Source organism: Pseudomonas psychrophila HA-4 (genome assembly GCF_000282975.1).
Classification (GTDB): domain Bacteria; phylum Pseudomonadota; class Gammaproteobacteria; order Pseudomonadales; family Pseudomonadaceae; genus Aquipseudomonas; species Aquipseudomonas psychrophila_A.
This window is the reverse complement of sequence record NZ_ALJC01000042.1, coordinates 1-17,346: the sequence shown is the minus strand read 5'-3', so window position 1 is coordinate 17,346 and position 17,346 is coordinate 1. Positions and strand designations below refer to the sequence as shown.

The following is a 17,346-nucleotide window of genomic DNA, read 5'->3' as shown; positions in this document are numbered from 1 at the left end:
TCGATCTTTTAAAAGGATCGCGGGGCAAGGTGTGTGTGTGTTAACCCGCCAACACTCGCGCCAAGGTCGCTTTGACCTTGCCCATGCCATCGTGCAGTGCCTGCTCGATTTCGGCCATGGTGATGATCGCCGTGGACTTGCCCGCTGCCGGGTTGACCACCAACGCCAAACAGGCGTAATCCAAGTCTAGCTCGCGAGCCAACGCCGCTTCGGGCATGCCGGTCATGCCGACAATGTCGCAACCATCACGCTCAAGGCGGGCAATTTCAGCCACCGTCTCAAGGCGCGGGCCTTGAGTCGCTGCATATACGCCGTGGCTGCTGTAGGAACCCCCCTCAGCCGCCAGCGCACTGATCAGCTTTTCACGTAAGGCTTCGGTGTAGGGAAAGCTGAAGTCGATGTGGGTCACATGCTCCAGGTCACCGGCGAAATAGGTGTGCTCACGACCACTGGTGTAGTCGATCAACTGGTGCGGCACGCAGAAATGCCCGGTGCCCATGGCCATGTGGATCCCGCCCACAGCGTTCACCGCCAAAATCGCCTCGGCCCCAGCCTGTTTCAACGCCCATAGGTTGGCACGGTAGTTGACTTGGTGTGGCGGCACACGATGCGGATGACCGTGGCGCGCCAGAAACAACACTTCTCGACCGCCAAACTCACCGATCTGAATATCGGCCGAGGTCGGACCGTAAGGGGTATCGAGGGCCAGCGAGCGGCTGATGGTCAACCCTTCGAGTTGAGTCAGCCCCGTGCCACCAATAATTGCGTAAACCGTCATTGAGCCATGCCTCTTAAAACGTCAGTTAATCGATTAATTGAGCATCTTTGAGCGCGCCCATCGCCACCTGCCAACGCGGGCTTTGGCGACAGTCAGTACTGGCCCAAGCCTGGGCCCGCATACGCGCAATACGTGCCGATGGCGTGACCTTAAGACGCTGCGCTGCGCTGAGCGCAAGCTCGGCGGCGGCACGGTCGTTGCACACCAGGCCCATGTCGCAACCGGCAGACAAAGCCGCCTCAATGCGGCTGGCCGCATCGCCCACAACGTGCGCCCCCGCCATCGACAGGTCATCACTGAAAATGACCCCGTCAAATTGCAGTTCGCCACGCAAAATATCCTGCAACCAGCGTCGCGAGAACCCGGCTGGCTGGCTATCGACTTGCGGGTAAATCACATGTGCTGGCATCACAGCTGCTAAGTGCTTGCTCAAACGGGCAAATGGCACCAGGTCGTGGGCACGGATCTGCTCAAGACTGCGCTCATCAGTAGGAATGGCTACATGAGAGTCAGCCTCTGCCCACCCATGCCCAGGAAAATGCTTACCCGTTGCAGCCATGCCCGCTGCATTCATCCCGCGAATAAAGGCGCCCGCCAGCAGTGCCGCACGCTCAGGGTCGCCTTCAAAAGAACGACTGCCCACCACAGCGCTGCGCTGGTAATCAAGATCCAATACCGGGGCAAAGCTTAAATCCAGGCCTACGGCCAAGACTTCAGTGGCCATTAACCAGCCGCATTGCTCTGCCAGGTACTCAGCGTTGGGGTTGTCGGCAATTGCGCGCATGGCTGGCAGACGCACAAAGCCTTGGCGCAGACGCTGCACCCGGCCGCCCTCTTGGTCGACTGCCAGCAGCAAGTCGGGGCGCACAGCACGAATCGACGCACTCAACTCACGCACTTGCCGCGGATGCTCAATATTGCGGGCAAAGATGATCAAGCCACCCACTTCAGGCTGGCGCAGCAGTTGCCGGTCTTCAGCCGTCAGCCAGGTACCGGCGACGTCCACCATCAAGGAGCCTTGCAAGGCAGAACTCATGGAAAATCCTTAAGAGAGAAAGCGCTTATTTCCCGGTTCAGAGGTGCGGGCGCACGCCTGATCGCCGCACACCAGAGAGGCAGCGACGAATCAATAGACGGGAATAAGTCAGGGCTAGGCATGGCGGCTAGCTTAGCGGAACAAAGCTGCCGCGCCCACCCGCGAGCGGTCAAACCTTGACGGCAACCGGCGGGGTTTTAGTGCGGGGACGAAGCTGGGCCCCGACCATCACCGGATCAGTCACACCGCTTTGCGCACGCATGCCCGCAGCAAGAAATGGCACCATCAAGCGCATCACCTGCTCGATTGAGGTATTAACCCCAAAATCGGTTTCGGCGATGGCGCGCAGGGCTTTGATCCCAGACATGCTGAACGCCGCGGCACCAAGCATAAAGTGCACACGCCAAAACAGCTCAATGGGCGGGATCTGAGGCGCGGCTTCGTTCACCAGCACCATATAACGGCGGAACACCTTGCCGTACATGTCTTCTAAATAGCGACGTAAGTGCCCTTGGCTTTGGCTGAACGCCAACCCCAACAAGCGCATGAAAATGGACAGATCATTACCACTGCGCGGCTGAATCACCAGCGCCTGCTCAACCAGTATTTCCAACAGTTCTTCAAGGCTGGGACGATTTTCAGGCTTGGCTTGACGACGCTCGAGCTCGCGATCAAGGTTGGCGCAAAACGGCCCCAGGAAACGCGAGAAAACCGCCTGAATCAGCGCTTTTTTTGAACCAAAATGGTAATTCACCGCCGCAAGGTTGACCGAGGCTTTGCTGGTAATCAGCCGCAATGAAGTTTCAGCAAAACCTTTTTCCGCGAACAGCTGCTCGGCAGCATCAAGGATACGTTCAACGGTTTCCGACTGGGCCATGGCTACTCCGCCTGACAAAACATTTAAACACTTGTTTGAAACATACGTTTCGACTTGTAAAAAGTCAAGGCGACGTGTTCGGTTTGCGACTGGGCGGTCTCGCATTTAACCACAGCCGCCGCCAGCAAGGCTTAGCCGGGTAAAAGGCGGATTATACAAACTGCCAGTGACCGTCCAGCGGATGGCTGAAAATGGGTGATTGCCAATGAGCCTTCACTGTATATAATCCCAGTCACTGTATAAAAAGACAGAGCGATCACTATGATAAAACTGACGCCACGCCAAGCTGAGATCCTGGCCTTCATCAAGCGATGCCTGGATGACAACGGATACCCGCCCACCCGTGCCGAGATCGCACAGGAGCTGGGTTTCAAATCCCCCAACGCCGCCGAAGAGCACCTCAAAGCCCTTGCTCGCAAGGGTGCTATCGAAATGACTCCCGGCGCTTCTCGCGGTATTCGCATACCCGGCTTTGAGGCCAAAGCTGACGAATCTACCCTTCCCATCATCGGCCGAGTCGCTGCCGGCGCCCCGATTCTGGCGCAAGAGCACGTCGAAGAGTCCTGCAACATAAACCCAACCTTCTTCCACCCTCGCGCTGACTACCTGCTACGGGTACAAGGCATGAGCATGAAGGATGTCGGCATCTTTGATGGCGACCTTCTGGCCGTGCATACCTGCCGCGAAGCCCGAAACGGCCAGATTGTTGTGGCCCGCATTGACGACGAAGTCACCGTTAAGCGCTTCAAGCGTGAAGGCAGCAAGGTCTGGCTGATCGCTGAAAACCCGGATTTCGCGCCCATTGAAGTCAATCTCAAAGAGCAAGATCTGGTTATCGAAGGCCTGAGTGTCGGCGTTATACGCCGCTAAAAGGAGACGCCATGCAGTTCCCACACACACCGCTGCCAGCACAACTCCCTCTGTTCGAAGTGTTCATGGCACAACCCATGCCCTCTACGATGAAAGAAGTGCTCGAAGCGCCCTGGAGCGCCGAACCTGAAGTATTCAGTGAGTTGTCGCTGCGCGGTGCTGCCGGGAACTGCTTGAACCTACTGGCTCCCATGCTCCGCGAATTGAGCGAGCAACAAGACGACCGCTGGCTAACCCTGATAGCACCGCCTGCCAGCTTGACTCAAAGCTGGCTACGCGATGCTGGGTTGAACCGCGAGCGCATTTTGCTCCTGCAACCCAACGGCAATAAAAGCGCCATGCAACTTACCTGCGAAGCGCTGCGTTTGGGTCGCAGCCATACCGTGGTCAGCTGGATTAACCCGTTGACCGTCGCCGCTCGCCAACAACTGATTGGCGCAGCACGTACCGGACGCGGGCAAAGCTTGAATATTCGTCTTGGCTAAGCACAGGGCTTGAGCGCATCGCACAAGCCTCCGTGTGGCACGCACTGCTCACTAAGCACTTAGTGCAGGATGCGCGGTCCTTCGTCTTTTTCAAGCTCGCCTTCGGCCAATCGACCCGCCATCTGAACACCTACGCTGAGCATGGCTTTGGCCACCTCGACGTGTTGACCTTGAAGAAAAGCCTTGGCGTCTTCCGAGAAGTTGAGCGTCACCAAAGACCCCTCGTCTTCAGCCCGGCGCAACTCGATACGGCCGTCTGGCAATTCGACAATTTCTAGAAAAGACGTTGGCATAAAAGTTTGTTCTCCACGAAAGCGCGGGATTATATCAGTCATCCTTTGTAATTTTTCCAGGATCTGAGACAGTTTAGTGACTGACTGATGAATGACTGTACAGTTTTATACGCGACCATCAACACTCATTTAGTCCATCACGAAACCGGACGGCCAAACGTTTGAGGTTCTGACGCCACTCCTCCAACGTCTCGCGACTCAACCCTTCGGGGGTCTCGTCCTCTAGGCTGACCGTCTCGATCAGAGGCTGAAATACGTCTGCCTTAACCTTCTTTGGTGCTTGCAACGGCTGGTACAAGGCCGCGTGAGTGGCAACTAATTGCGCCAGCCATGTTTGCGGCGCTCGTGCCAGCTCGACCATTTCAGCCAGCTCGGGAATCGCCGCCGCATCCAACACTTCTTGCGTCAACAACAACTCAACGCGGGAGGCATTGGCCTGAGGCAAGCGATAAAAACCTGCGATTTCGTGGCACAACCCCAAAAGCGCCCCGTACAAATGGAACACAGCCGATTCGCGCTCAGCCTGAACCAGCGCTTGAGCATTCATAGCCCGCCCCTCCCCGGCCTTATTCATGGCCTCAAGGGCCAAACCGGCGAAATATATTTTCTGATTGGTACGGGTATAGAGTTCGTGAGCCATGTTGAGGCGCTCCACAGCGAATGGGGTAAGGGCTGACAGCAGTCTCAGGTATAGGGGATAAGGGCGCAAGGCCATTACGAGAGGATTTTTCTCCGTCCCTGATCAAAAAATCACTGTTGCCGCTGCCGAGGCTCGAAGGCTGCGATGAGTAGCGAAACTGCCCCACCCAATATCAAAAGATCGCGAGCAAGTTGGCTCCTATATAAAACTTGTGGAGAAGGGTCCCCACCTAAACAAAAAACCGCGCAAGGCATGCAGCCCTTGCGCGGTTTTTTAGCCGTTCAGCTCGGTATCAAGCGTCTTTTTCTTTACGCTTGTCTTCGACTTTCCAGCTCCCGCCATCATAGAACGCACGCCAGCCTGTCGGTTTGCCATCCACTTCAGTCTGCACATACTGCTCTTTGGTTTTGCGACTGTAGCGGATAACCGCCGGACGGCCATCCGGGTCTTTCTTAGGCGCCTCACACAGGAAGTGGTATTTAGGATCAATCTCGTCCTTGTGCGGGATGATTTCGATCACCAGTGGCGCTCGGGTTTCACGGTTTTTCGGAAACTGGCTAGCCGCCAAGAACAAGCCCGAAGCACCGTCACGCAGGATGTACGTGTCATTAACTTTCTCGCACTTAAGCTCCGGCATTTTTACCGGGTCCATTTTCGGCGGCGCAGCCTCACCGCTTTTCAGCAGTTTGCGGGTGTTTTTGCATTCTGCGTTGGTGCAACCGAAGAACTTACCGAAACGCCCCGTTTTAAGCTGCATCTCGCTGCCGCACTTGTCGCACTCAAGACTCGGCCCTTCGTAGCCCTTGATGCGGTAGTTGCCTTCTTCGATTTCGTAACCCACACAATCCGGGTTGTTACCGCAAATGTGCAGCTTGTGCTTCTCATCCAGCAGGTAGGCATCCATCGCCGTACTGCAAATCGGGCAACGGTGTTTGCCCAGCAGTACCAGCGACTCGGATTCACCCTCGTCGTCCGCAGCGATTTCGTCGCCAGGCACCAGGTTGACGGTGGCCTTGCAGCGCTCTTTCGGCGGCAGGCTGTAACCCGAGCACCCTAGGAACACGCCCGTCGAAGCCGTACGAATCTGCATCGGACGACCACATTCCTTGCACGGAATGTCGGTCATGACTGGCTGGTTTGCACGCATGCCGCCATCCGGCGCAGCCGCTACTTCCAGTTTTTTCTTGAAGTCGCCATAGAACTCGTCAAGCACGTTTTTCCAGTCGCGCTCGCCTTGTGCCACGTCATCGAGGTTCTCTTCCATGCCGGCGGTGAAGCCGTAGTCCATGAGGTCAGAGAAGCTCTCGGATAAACGCTCGGTAACGATATCGCCCATTTTTTCGGAGTAGAAACGGCGGTTATGCAGCGCCACGTAACCACGGTCTTGAATGGTCCCGATAATCGCCGCGTAGGTCGAAGGACGACCAATACCGCGTTTTTCCATTTCTTTTACCAAGCTGGCCTCGGAGTAACGCGCAGGTGGCTTGGTGAAGTGCTGACTCGGATCGAGATCGATCAGTTTGAGCACGTCGCCCTGAGCCATGTCCGGCAATACGTCGTCATCACCCGGCTTGGTAATTTGCGGCATCACACGGGTGTAACCGTCGAATTTCAGGATGCGGCCCTTGGCACGCAACTCGAAATCACCCGCCGCCACACTAACGGTAGTCGACAGGTATTTGGCCGGCAGCATCTGGCACGCCACGAATTGACGCCAGATCAGCTCGTAGAGGCGCTCAGCGTCGCGCTCCATGCCCGACAGCTTGCTCGGGTGCATATTCACGTCAGAAGGACGAATCGCTTCGTGAGCCTCTTGTGCGCCTTCCTTGCTGCTGTACACGTTAGGCGTCGGAGGCAGGTAGGACTCCCCGAACTCACCTTCAATGTAGGTACGCGCCATCGCGACCGCATCAGCCGAGAGGTTGGTGGAATCGGTACGCATGTACGTGATGTAGCCCGCTTCGTACAAACGCTGGGCCATCATCATGGTTTTCTTCACCCCGAAGCCCAGGCGGTTGCTCGCGGCCTGCTGCAAGGTGGAGGTAATAAACGGTGCCGACGGCTTACTGCTGGTCGGTTTGTCTTCGCGCTTGGCAATGGTGTAGTTGGAGGCTTTGAGCTTCTCCAACGCGGCCATGGCTTGGACTTCGTTCAGCGGCTTGAAGGCCTCGCCTTTTTCACGGGCAACGTCGAAGCGTACTTTCGCGCCCTTGGCAGTGCCAAGGTCAGCGTGGATTTCCCAGTACTCTTCAGGGTTGAACGCACGAATTTCACGTTCACGTTCAACCACCAGCTTTACAGCAACGGACTGCACACGGCCAGCCGACAGGCCACGGGCAATTTTCGCCCACAGCAGCGGCGACACCATGTAACCCACAACGCGATCAAGGAAGCGTCGCGCCTGCTGGGCATTAACCCGATTGATATCCAGTTCACCCGGCTTAGAGAAGGCTTCTTGAATCGCCTTCTTGGTGATTTCGTTAAACACCACGCGCTTGTAGCGGCTGTCATCACCACCAATGGCTTCGCGCAGGTGCCAAGCAATAGCTTCCCCCTCGCGGTCCAAGTCGGTTGCGAGATAGATGGTGTCAGCATCTTTGGCGAGCCGGCGCAGCTCTTCGATGACCTTTTCCTTGCCAGGCAAGATCTCGTACTTGGCTTTCCAACCATGCTCGGGATCGACCCCCATGCGCGAGATCAGCTGCTTTTGAGCCTTCTCTTTAGGCGATAGTGCCGGCGCTTCGCCCGCCGCTGCCTTACCACGCTTGGCAGCAGGTTCTTTGCTGGCGCTAGCCGAACCGCTGGTGGGCAGGTCTCGGATATGGCCGATACTCGACTTCACCACGTACTCGTTACCCAAGTACTTGTTGATGGTCTTGGCCTTAGCCGGGGATTCCACAATGACCAGCGATTTGCCCATGGATCAGAAAATTCCTGAATTCTAGAAGTGAAAGGCGGTGAGCGCCTGACGCGGCACCGCTGTATATAGTGGCTACAAGGCGAGGTCAAGCACAGGGTGCTGCGCGACCAGGCCTTATGGCCGAGAAAAAAGACTGGGTTCAGCCTGAATCAAAGCAAAGCGCGGGACCTGTTCACCGTCAACGGTGACCGTCTCAAGGAACATGCTCAACGGGCGAACCCAAAAGCCGAATTCGCCATACAAGGCTTGGTAAAAGACAACGTCTTCTTCGGTTTCCGAGTGGCGCGCCACATTGAATACCCGATATTGCGGCCCTTTGTAATGCTGATAGAGCCCAGGTTGTAGCTTCATGTTGCGGCCCCCTGCAAATAAAAAAAAGAAAAACACCTAAAAACAAAAACCGGGGCACATGGCCCCGGCTTCCATCAACGCAACGCTTTAAACGCGTTCGAAGACAGTGGCAATGCCCTGGCCAAGACCAATGCACATGGTGGACAACCCGAAAGTGCCGCCATTTTGCTTCATCACATTGAGCAAAGTGCCGGAGATGCGAGCACCCGAGCATCCAAATGGATGGCCAAGAGCAATTGCACCGCCGTGCAGGTTAACCTTCTCATTCATCTTGTCGAGCACTTTCAAATCTTTCAGCACTGGCAGAGCCTGTGCTGCGAAAGCTTCGTTAAGCTCAATGAAGTCGATATCGGTCATATTCAAGCCCGCGCGCTTCAATGCTTTTTGTGTAGCCGGTACTGGACCATAGCCCATGATTGCCGGATCCACACCCGCTACAGCCATTGAGCGGATCACAGCCAACGGCTCAAGACCCAAGTCTTTAGCACGCTGAGCCGACATTACAATCATGCAAGAAGCACCGTCGGTAATCTGCGACGACGTACCCGCCGTGACAGTGCCACCCTTAGGGTTAAACGCAGGCTTCAATGCTGCCAAGCTTTCCAGAGTCGTTTCCGGACGGATGGTTTCATCGTAGTCGAAAATTTTCAGGAAGCCGTTTTCGTCATAACCCTGCATCGGGATGATTTCGTCTTTGAACTTGCCTTCAATCGTCGCCTTGTAAGCCAACTGATGAGAACGCACGCCAAAGGCATCCTGCTGCTCACGAGTGATGCCATGCATCTTGCCGAGCATTTCAGCGGTCAAACCCATCATGCCCGATGCTTTTGCCGCGTACAGCGACATGTGAGGGTTAGGGTCAACACCGTGCATCATGCTCACGTGGCCCATATGCTCGACGCCGCCAACCACGAACACGTCACCGTTACCGGTCATAATCGCTTGTGCCGCAGTGTGCAAAGCGCTCATGGAGGAACCGCACAGGCGGCTCACGGTTTGTGCCGCCGAAGTGTGCGGGATCTGGGTCATCAGCGACGCCATGCGCGCGATGTTCCAGCCTTGCTCCAGGGTCTGGTTTACACAGCCCCAGATCACGTCTTCGACTTCAGCCGGGTCAACCTTGCTGTTGCGCTCCAGCACTTTACTGATCAGGTGCGCTGACATGTCTTCAGCGCGGGTGTTGCGGTGCATGCCACCCTTGGAGCGGCCCATCGGGGTGCGACCGAAGTCAACAATCACCACGTCTCTAGGATTCAAGCTCATAATTTCACTCTCACTCTAATGGGGCGCTTAACCGAAGAAGCTCTGACCGTTTTTGGCCATTTCACGCAGCTTCGCAGTCGGGTGGTACAGCGCGCCCAGTTCAGCGTACTGATCAGCCAGGGCGACAAACTGTGCAACACCGATCGAGTCGATGTAACGCAGCGCGCCGCCACGGAACAGCGGGAAGCCAATGCCGTACACCAAGCCCATGTCGGCCTCGGCTGCGGTTTCAACGATACCGTCTTCCAGACAACGCACGGTTTCCAGGCACAGCGGGATCATCATCCAGTTGATGATGTCTTCGTCAGTAACATCGCGCTGCTCGTAGACAATCGGTTTGAGCACCTCAAGTACGCTCGAATCAACGACTTTCTTCTGCTTGCCCTTCTTGTCAGCCTCGTAGGCGTAGAAGCCCTTGCCGTTCTTCTGGCCTAGGCGCTTTGCCTCATACAGAGCGTCGATCGCTGAGCGGCGGTCGTCTTTCATGCGGTCCGGGAAGCCTTCAGCCATCACGTCGCGACCGTGGTGGCCGGTGTCGATGCCTACCACGTCCATCAAGTACGCTGGACCCATCGGCCAGCCGAATTTTTCCATCACTTTGTCGATACGCACGAAGTCGACACCGGCACTGACCAGCTTGGCGAAACCGCCGAAATACGGGAACAGGACACGGTTGACCAAAAAGCCCGGGCAGTCGTTAACGACGATTGGGTTTTTACCCATTTTTTTGGCGAAAGCAACGGTGGTAGCCACGGCCTGGTCGCTGGACTTCTCGCCACGAATCACTTCAACCAGCGGCATCATGTGCACGGGGTTGAAGAAGTGCATGCCGACAAAGTTTTCAGGACGTTTAAGGGCTTGGGCCAGCAGGCTGATGGAAATAGTAGAGGTGTTGGACGCCAGAATGGCATCCTCTCGAACGTGGTTTTCCACTTCAGCCAGTACTGCTTGCTTAACCTTCGGGTTTTCAACAACGGCTTCGACCACCAGGTCGACGTTGCCGAAATCACCGTAGGACAACGTGGGACGAATACCGTTAAGCACTTCGGCCATTTTTGCCGGGGTCATGCGACCTTTATCAACACGGCCCACCAGCAACTTGGCGGCTTCAGCCAAACCCTGCTCAATACCGTGCTCGTTAATGTCTTTCATCAGGATCGGCGTGCCTTTGGAGGCCGACTGATAGGCAATACCGCCACCCATGATGCCTGCGCCGAGCACGGCAGCTTGCTTCACGTCTTTGGCGATCTTGTCGTAGATCTTGGCTTTTTTCTTCAGTTCCTGATCATTCAGGAACAGGCCGATCAGACATTGCGAAGCGCTGGTTTTTGCCAGTTTTGCAAAACCTGTGGCTTCGATTTCCAGCGCCTTGTCACGACCGAAATTCGCGGCTTTCTGGATAGTCTTGATCGCTTCAACCGGCGCGGGGTAGTTAGGGCCGGCTTGACCCGCAACGAAACCTTTGGCGGTTTCGAAAGCCATCATTTGTTCAATGGCGTTCAGCTTGAGTTTTTCAAGCTTCGGCTGACGCTTGGCCTTGTAATCCAATTCGCCACTGATGGCACGTTTGATCAGGTCCAGCGCGGCAGCGCCCAGCTTGTCAGCGGTCACTACAGCGTCAACAGCACTGACTTTAAGCGCGTCTTCGGCGCGGTTTTCTTTACCGGAAGCAATCCACTCAACAGCGTTATCAACGCCGATCAGGCGAGGCAAACGCACGGTGCCACCGAAGCCTGGGTAGATGCCCAGTTTGACTTCTGGCAGACCAATTTTGGCGCCGTCGGCCATGACACGGAAGTCCGCTGCCAAGCACATTTCCAAACCGCCACCCAAGGCGATGCCATTGATGGCCGCCACAGTCGGGACGTCTAGGTCTTCGAAATCACTGAATATTTTGTTGGCTTCGAGGTTGCCCGCGATCAGCTCGGCATCCGGCAACTTGAAGTTTTCGACGAATTCGGTGATGTCTGCGCCGACGATAAAAACGTCTTTGCCACTGGAAACGATGACACCCTTGACCGAAGCATCTGCCTTAATCGCATCCACTGCCTGACGCAATTCGTTCAGGGTTAGACGGTTGAACTTGTTGACGGACTCACCCTTGAGATCGAACTTGAGTTCGACGATGCCACTTTCAAGAGCCGTAACCGTGATGGCTTTACCTTCGTAAATCATCAACTGATCTCCACGATATGGAAGCTGAACAGTACACGTCGGACGCTAGCGTCTGGCTGTCATTGACCTTTGCGTCAATGTTGATGCCAATCCGCCAGGCACACCCGCCAACGCGATAATCGGGGTTCTGCGAGTGCCGTCTGACAAGACAAACACTCGATTCATACGCCCGTTTGATTTGGGTGTGGACACCTTCACGGAAAAGCCATCGATTGTCAATTGTCCAAAACAACGATGACAAAACGACTTGCCAGTCAGTTTTAAAACCCGCGAAAGAGCAGACAAGGATAGACAGGGTTTTGCTGAGTACAGAGAGGGTTTTGCCAATGGGAACAACTGCCTTGTTGAAACGTCCGGCAGACCGTAGCAGTTGCCGAGCGCGCGGAGCTCGTCAACTGCTACGGCGCTATTATTCACGCCAATGCTTTAAGCACCTGGTCAATAGCCAGCAAAACTTCTGGCTCACCCTTCTCGCCCCAATACAGTGCAATCATTTGGGCGCCCGCTTCGACCTTGTACACATTCGCCGGCAGTTTTTTAAACTGCGCCAACAAGCGTTCATCGACACACTCTTCACGCCACTGATTGACCCATATTCTTGGCGATGATTGCCAATAGCACCATATTTCAGGTTTAGTACCGCGCCGCGGGCGATGGAATTGCGCGCAGGAGCCCGGCGGCTCAGGTTCTAGCCAATGTGGCCATTCCTGGCTCGCGAGTTGCATTGCCAAACCCATGCGCCGCGCCTCCATACGCAATGCCATTCGACCACTTTGGCGCCGCGAAGGACGCAGCCATGCCAGAGGGCTCAGAACCAGCGCCAGGATTGACACCACTATCCATACCGTCATATTTCTACTCTCATTACCTGATAAACGAGTTGACCCCGATCCAAGCCAAGCCTCTAGAAAGGGGCCATACTCATAACTAATCGCCATTTACAGGAGCGCTTCATATGACTTCGCCGTTGCCCTACAAACATATTTTGGTTGCCGTCGACCTGACCGAAGAATGCGATCCGGTAATTTATCGCGCCAGCGCCAGCGCTGAAGCCAACAATGCAAAACTGTCACTCATTCATATCGTCGAGCCGATGGCAATGGCCTTTGGCGGCGACGTCCCAATGGATCTGTCGCAATTGCAGCAGCAACAATTCGACCAAGCCAAAGAACGCCTTGAGCGGTTGATAGATGTATACCCGCAACTGAACAAAGAAAACTGCCACCTCAAATACGGCCAGCCACGCCAGGAGATTCATGGCTTTGCCAAAGAGCACCACTGCGAACTGATCGTGGTCGGCAGCCATGGCCGCCATGGCCTAGCGCTGCTACTGGGCTCAACCGCCAATGACGTGCTGCACGGCGCACCATGCGATGTACTGGCCGTTAGCCTGAAAAAAGCGGATTAATGCTGCTCGCTCCTACCGGGTCAGTTCTCGTATAGGCGAGCGACATTGCGATTGAAGATCCCTGTTCGGCAACAGCAAAAAAGCCCGGCCCTTGATTAAAAGGCCGGGCTTTTTCATTTCAGCAAACGGTCAATCAGGCATCCAGCTCAGCCCAACGCTCAACCAATTGCTCAAGCTCAGCTTGCAGTTTCTCAAGCTTGGCGATCACTTCAGCCGTTTGCGCAGCAGGACGTTGATAAAAATCCGCTTTCGCCATTTCAGCCTCAACGGCCGCAATGGCTTGTTCCTTGGCGTCTATGTCACCGGGCAACGCTTCCAACTCACGCTGAAGCTTGTAGCTGAGTTTCTTTTTTGCCGCAGGTGCGGGCTGTGCAGCGGCCGTAGCCGGTGCAGCAGTGACCACTGCCGAGTTCAAGTCAGCTTTGCCAGATTTGCTCTCGGTGACGCCCAACAGGCGCGGCGAGCCGCCCTGACGCAGCCAGTCCTGATAACCGCCTACGTATTCACGCACCTTGCCTTCACCTTCAAAGACCAGGGTGCTGGTGACCACGTTGTCGAGGAATGCCCGGTCGTGGCTGACCATCAGCACGGTACCTTGGAAGGTCAGCAGCACCTCTTCCAATAACTCCAGGGTTTCAACGTCTAGGTCGTTGGTCGGTTCGTCGAGGACCAGCAAGTTGGCTGGTTTGCTGAACAATTTGGCCAGTAACAGACGCGCACGCTCACCACCCGACAGCGCCTTGACCGGCGTGCGGGCACGCTGAGGGCTAAACAGGAAGTCACCCAGGTAGCTGAGGACGTGGCGGCTTTGACCGTCGATGTCGATAAAGTCGCGGCCTTCAGCCACGTTGTCGATCACGGTTTTTTCCAGGTCCAACTGGTGACGCAACTGATCGAAGTACGCCACGTCGATGCGCGTGCCTTCTTCCACTTTGCCGTCAGTCGGTTGCAGACCACCCAGCATCAGCTTCAACAGTGTGGTCTTGCCTGTACCATTCGCGCCCAGCAAACCGATACGGTCGCCACGCTGCAGGACCATCGAGAAGTCCTTGATCAGGAACGGACCATTCGGGTGAGCAAAGCTGACGTTTTCCAGCACCATCACTTGCTTGCCGGACTTGTCGGCAGTGTCGAGCAGGATGTTGGCCTTGCCCGTGCGCTCACGACGCTCGCTGCGCTCTACCCGCAGGGCTTTCAAGGCGCGAACACGGCCTTCGTTACGGGTACGACGGGCCTTGATGCCCTGACGGATCCACACTTCTTCCTGAGCCAGACGCTTGTCGAACAGCGCGTTAGCGGTTTCTTCTGCCGCCAGGGTGGCTTCCTTGTGTACTAGGAAGCTGGCGTAGTCGCCATTCCAGTCGATCAGGCCGCCACGGTCCAGTTCCAGAATCCGGGTGGCCAGGTTCTGCAAGAAGGAACGGTCGTGCGTGATGAACAGAACAGCGCCCTGGAAATCCTTCAAGGCCTCTTCCAGCCACGCAATTGCACCGATGTCCAAGTGGTTGGTCGGTTCGTCGAGCAGCAGCAAATCCGGCTCGGAAACCAGTGCTTGCGCCAGCAGGACGCGGCGACGCCAGCCACCCGACAATTCGGCGAGGGTTTTGTCTGCCGGCAACTGCAAGCGGCTTAGGGTGCTGTCGACCAATTGCTGCAAGCGCCAGCCATCACGGGCTTCAAGGTCTTGCTGGACGTGCATCAGCTTGTCCAGGTCGGCATCGGTGACGATGTTCTGGCTGAGGTGATGGTACTGCGCAAGTAACTCGCCGACACCGTCTAGGCCTTCGGCCACAACGTCGAACACTGTCCGTCCGTCGGCCACCGGCAACTCTTGCGGCAATTCGCCAATCTTGAGGCCGGGTGCGCGCCAGACAGAGCCGTCGTCGGGCTTTTGGTCACCTTTTACCAGCTTCATCATGCTGGACTTGCCGGTGCCGTTGCGGCCGATGATGCACACCCGCTCTCCACGGGCGATCTGCCAGGACACCTTGTCCAACAACGGCGTAGAGCCGAAAGCAAGGGACACATCGCTGAATTTGAGCAGGGTCATGAGCTTCTCCAAAAACTGGGCGCGCATTCTACCTGATTTGAGCCCGCAGGCGGCCGGGTATTTCTTGTACGGACGCGCCAACCCCTCAATTAGTACCAAGTTGCACCGGTTGGCCGGCAAGGCTTTCACGGCTCGCTGGCAAAAGGCTAAGCTACGAGGCAATCAGTGCGGTACACCCCCGCACTTGTCGTGATCTTTACCTGTACGGAAGCCTCATGCGCAGTCGTCTTTTCAACTTTTTATCCTGCCTGCTTCTCACCAGCTGCGCCGTGCAATCCACGCTGGCCGCAGACCTGACTCAACAACGCCAACTGTATGACGACGCTAAGCGTGCCTTGGCCAAAGGCGACTCCAGCCCATATTTTCAAAATGCCACCGCCCTGCGCAGTTACCCACTGACACCTTACCTGGCATATGACGAGCTGACCGCCCGCCTGAAGTCCGCCAGCAACACCGAAATCGAGCAGTTTTTGGCCGAACATGGCGACCTGCCGCAAGCCAACTGGATGAAACTGCGCTGGCTGCGTTGGCTGGCAGACCGTGGCGATTGGGCCACCTTCACCAAGTACTACGACCCCAAGCTCAATTTCACTGAACTCGACTGCCTCAACGGCCAGTATCAGCTCAATCACAACCTCAAGGCCGAAGGTTATGCCAACGCAGAGAAGCTCTGGCTGGTTGGCAAAGCACAACCGGCCGCCTGTGATGCACTGTTCAGCCAATGGGCCGCCGAGGGCCAACTGACCGAGCAAAAACGCTGGCAGCGGGTCAAGCTTGCCGCCGAAGCACGCAATTACGCGCTGGCCACCTCGCTGGCCAGCGGCCTCACTACCTTGGGCCCGCAAGCCAAAATCATGATCGACGTGGCGCAGAAGCCCGATATGCTCAGCCAGCCGTCACGCTTTGCCCCGGCCAGCGAGGCCATGTCGGACGCGGTCGGCCTTGGCCTGCGACGCTTGGCACGCCAAGACCCGGAAAAGGCTGCAGCCCTGCTCGACACCTATGCCACTAACATGCACTTTTCTCGTGACGAAAAAGTGTCCATCGCCCGAGAAATCGGCCTGACGTTCGCCCGCCGTTACGATAGCCGCGGCCTGAACATCATGACCCAGTACGACCCGGAGTTGCGTGACAACACTGTCACCGAATGGCGCCTGCGCCTGCTGTTGCGCCTCGCGCGCTGGGAAGACGCCTACCAGTTGACCAAAAAACTGCCGCAAGACTTGGCAACCACCAACCGCTGGCGTTACTGGCAAGCTCGCAGCCTGGAACTGGCCGAGCCAAAAAATCCGCAGGCGCTGGTACTGCTGAAAAATGTCGCCAAGGAACGTGACTTCTATGGTTTCCTGGCCGCTGATCGGGCGCAAACGCCTTATCAGCTCAACAACAGACCCCTGATGCTCAGTCCGCAACTGATCAACAAAGTGCGCAATACACCCGGCGTGCAGCGTGCATTGGAGTTCCATGCACGCGGCCAAGTGGTGGATGGTCGACGCGAATGGTATTACGTCAGCCGCCATTTCAATCGAGACGAAATGGTCGCCCAGGCCAAGCTGGCGTACGACCTGAAATGGTATTTCCCGGCCATCCGCACCATCAGTCAGGCGCAATATTGGGACGATCTAGATATTCGTTTCCCAATGGCTCACCGAGACACTCTGGTGCGCGAAGCTAAAGTGCGCGGGCTGCACTCAAGCTGGGTTTTCGCCATTACGCGTCAGGAAAGTGCCTTTATGGACGACGCCCGTTCCGGCGTCGGCGCCAGCGGCTTGATGCAATTGATGCCAGCTACGGCCAAAGAGACAGCCCGTAAATTCAGCATCCCACTGGCCTCGCCGCAGCAAGTGCTGGACCCGGATAAAAACATCCAGCTTGGCGCTGCCTACCTGAGTCAGGTGCATGGTCAATTCAATGGCAACCGCGTGCTCGCTTCCGCAGCCTACAACGCAGGTCCGGGCCGGGTGCGACAGTGGCTCAAAGGTGCAAATCACTTGGGCTTTGATGTATGGATTGAAAGCATTCCGTTCGACGAAACCCGCCAATACGTACAGAACGTGTTGTCTTATTCGGTGATCTACGGACAGAAACTTAACGTGCCACAGCCACTGGTGGACTGGCATGAACGGTATTTTGATGATCAGTAATTGACGAAACCCCTGAACTGCCCCCCAAAAGTTGGACAGATTAACTAGCGCCCTGC

The 17,346-nt window shown here is 56.2% G+C and carries 15 protein-coding genes; 4 read left to right on the top strand and 11 right to left on the bottom strand.

The window, feature by feature from the left end; all coding sequences use genetic code 11:
* Positions 1-40: 40 nt before the first annotated feature.
* The 3 genes from B347_RS0105505 to B347_RS0105495 form a co-directional block, all read right to left on the bottom strand.
* Positions 41-778, bottom strand: coding sequence for an S-methyl-5'-thioinosine phosphorylase (locus tag B347_RS0105505; protein WP_019408705.1), 738 nt, complete (start codon positions 776-778; stop codon positions 41-43).
* Positions 779-803: 25 nt separating this feature from the next.
* Positions 804-1,802: a beta-N-acetylhexosaminidase gene (gene nagZ, locus B347_RS0105500; protein ID WP_192812358.1), complete on the bottom strand. Its 999-nt coding sequence runs from the start codon at positions 1,800-1,802 to the stop codon at positions 804-806.
* Between the two features lie 181 nt (positions 1,803-1,983).
* Positions 1,984-2,691, bottom strand: coding sequence for a TetR/AcrR family transcriptional regulator (locus B347_RS0105495; RefSeq protein ID WP_019408703.1), 708 nt, complete (start codon positions 2,689-2,691; stop codon positions 1,984-1,986).
* A gap of 261 nt (positions 2,692-2,952) precedes the next feature.
* On the opposite strand from B347_RS0105495, the gene lexA reads away from it, so the two are divergent.
* Positions 2,953-3,561, top strand: a complete 609-nt coding sequence (gene lexA / locus B347_RS0105490; RefSeq protein WP_026014005.1) for a transcriptional repressor LexA — start codon at positions 2,953-2,955, stop codon at positions 3,559-3,561.
* An 11-nt stretch (positions 3,562-3,572) separates the two neighbouring features.
* Positions 3,573-4,046, top strand: a complete 474-nt coding sequence (sulA, locus tag B347_RS0105485; protein ID WP_019408702.1) for an SOS-induced cell division inhibitor SulA — start codon at positions 3,573-3,575, stop codon at positions 4,044-4,046.
* A gap of 59 nt (positions 4,047-4,105) precedes the next feature.
* Here the strand turns inward: sulA and B347_RS0105480 are convergent, their stop codons facing one another.
* The 7 genes from B347_RS0105480 to B347_RS0105450 form a co-directional block, all read right to left on the bottom strand.
* Positions 4,106-4,339, bottom strand: coding sequence for a hypothetical protein (locus B347_RS0105480; RefSeq protein ID WP_019408701.1), 234 nt, complete (start codon positions 4,337-4,339; stop codon positions 4,106-4,108).
* Positions 4,340-4,457: 118 nt separating this feature from the next.
* Positions 4,458-4,979, bottom strand: a complete 522-nt coding sequence (locus tag B347_RS0105475) for a DUF6586 family protein (RefSeq protein ID WP_026014004.1) — start codon at positions 4,977-4,979, stop codon at positions 4,458-4,460.
* 292 nt (positions 4,980-5,271) lie between these two features.
* On the bottom strand, positions 5,272-7,899 hold the full coding sequence (gene topA / locus B347_RS0105470; RefSeq protein ID WP_019408699.1) for a type I DNA topoisomerase: 2,628 nt from the start codon (positions 7,897-7,899) through the stop codon (positions 5,272-5,274).
* A 114-nt stretch (positions 7,900-8,013) separates the two neighbouring features.
* Complete coding sequence (locus B347_RS0105465; protein ID WP_026014003.1) at positions 8,014-8,250, bottom strand: DUF1653 domain-containing protein; 237 nt, start codon at positions 8,248-8,250, stop codon at positions 8,014-8,016.
* 87 nt (positions 8,251-8,337) lie between these two features.
* Complete coding sequence (gene fadA / locus B347_RS0105460) at positions 8,338-9,513, bottom strand: acetyl-CoA C-acyltransferase FadA (RefSeq protein WP_026014002.1); 1,176 nt, start codon at positions 9,511-9,513, stop codon at positions 8,338-8,340.
* 27 nt (positions 9,514-9,540) lie between these two features.
* On the bottom strand, positions 9,541-11,688 hold the full coding sequence (gene fadB, locus B347_RS0105455) for a fatty acid oxidation complex subunit alpha FadB (protein ID WP_019408696.1): 2,148 nt from the start codon (positions 11,686-11,688) through the stop codon (positions 9,541-9,543).
* Between the two features lie 413 nt (positions 11,689-12,101).
* Complete coding sequence (locus B347_RS0105450; protein ID WP_019408695.1) at positions 12,102-12,539, bottom strand: hypothetical protein; 438 nt, start codon at positions 12,537-12,539, stop codon at positions 12,102-12,104.
* 116 nt (positions 12,540-12,655) lie between these two features.
* Here B347_RS0105450 and B347_RS0105445 point away from each other — a divergent pair, with 116 nt between their 5' ends.
* Entirely contained in the window at positions 12,656-13,096 is a 441-nt protein-coding gene (locus B347_RS0105445; RefSeq protein ID WP_026014001.1) for a universal stress protein, read from the top strand.
* A gap of 133 nt (positions 13,097-13,229) precedes the next feature.
* Here the strand turns inward: B347_RS0105445 and B347_RS0105440 are convergent, their stop codons facing one another.
* Positions 13,230-15,146 carry an ATP-binding cassette domain-containing protein gene (locus B347_RS0105440; protein ID WP_019408693.1) on the bottom strand — a complete coding sequence of 639 codons (1,917 nt, stop codon included), beginning with the start codon at positions 15,144-15,146 and terminating at the stop codon, positions 13,230-13,232.
* Between the two features lie 215 nt (positions 15,147-15,361).
* Here B347_RS0105440 and B347_RS0105430 point away from each other — a divergent pair, with 215 nt between their 5' ends.
* Positions 15,362-17,290, top strand: coding sequence for a transglycosylase SLT domain-containing protein (locus B347_RS0105430; protein ID WP_019408691.1), 1,929 nt, complete (start codon positions 15,362-15,364; stop codon positions 17,288-17,290).
* Positions 17,291-17,346 lie beyond the last annotated feature (56 nt).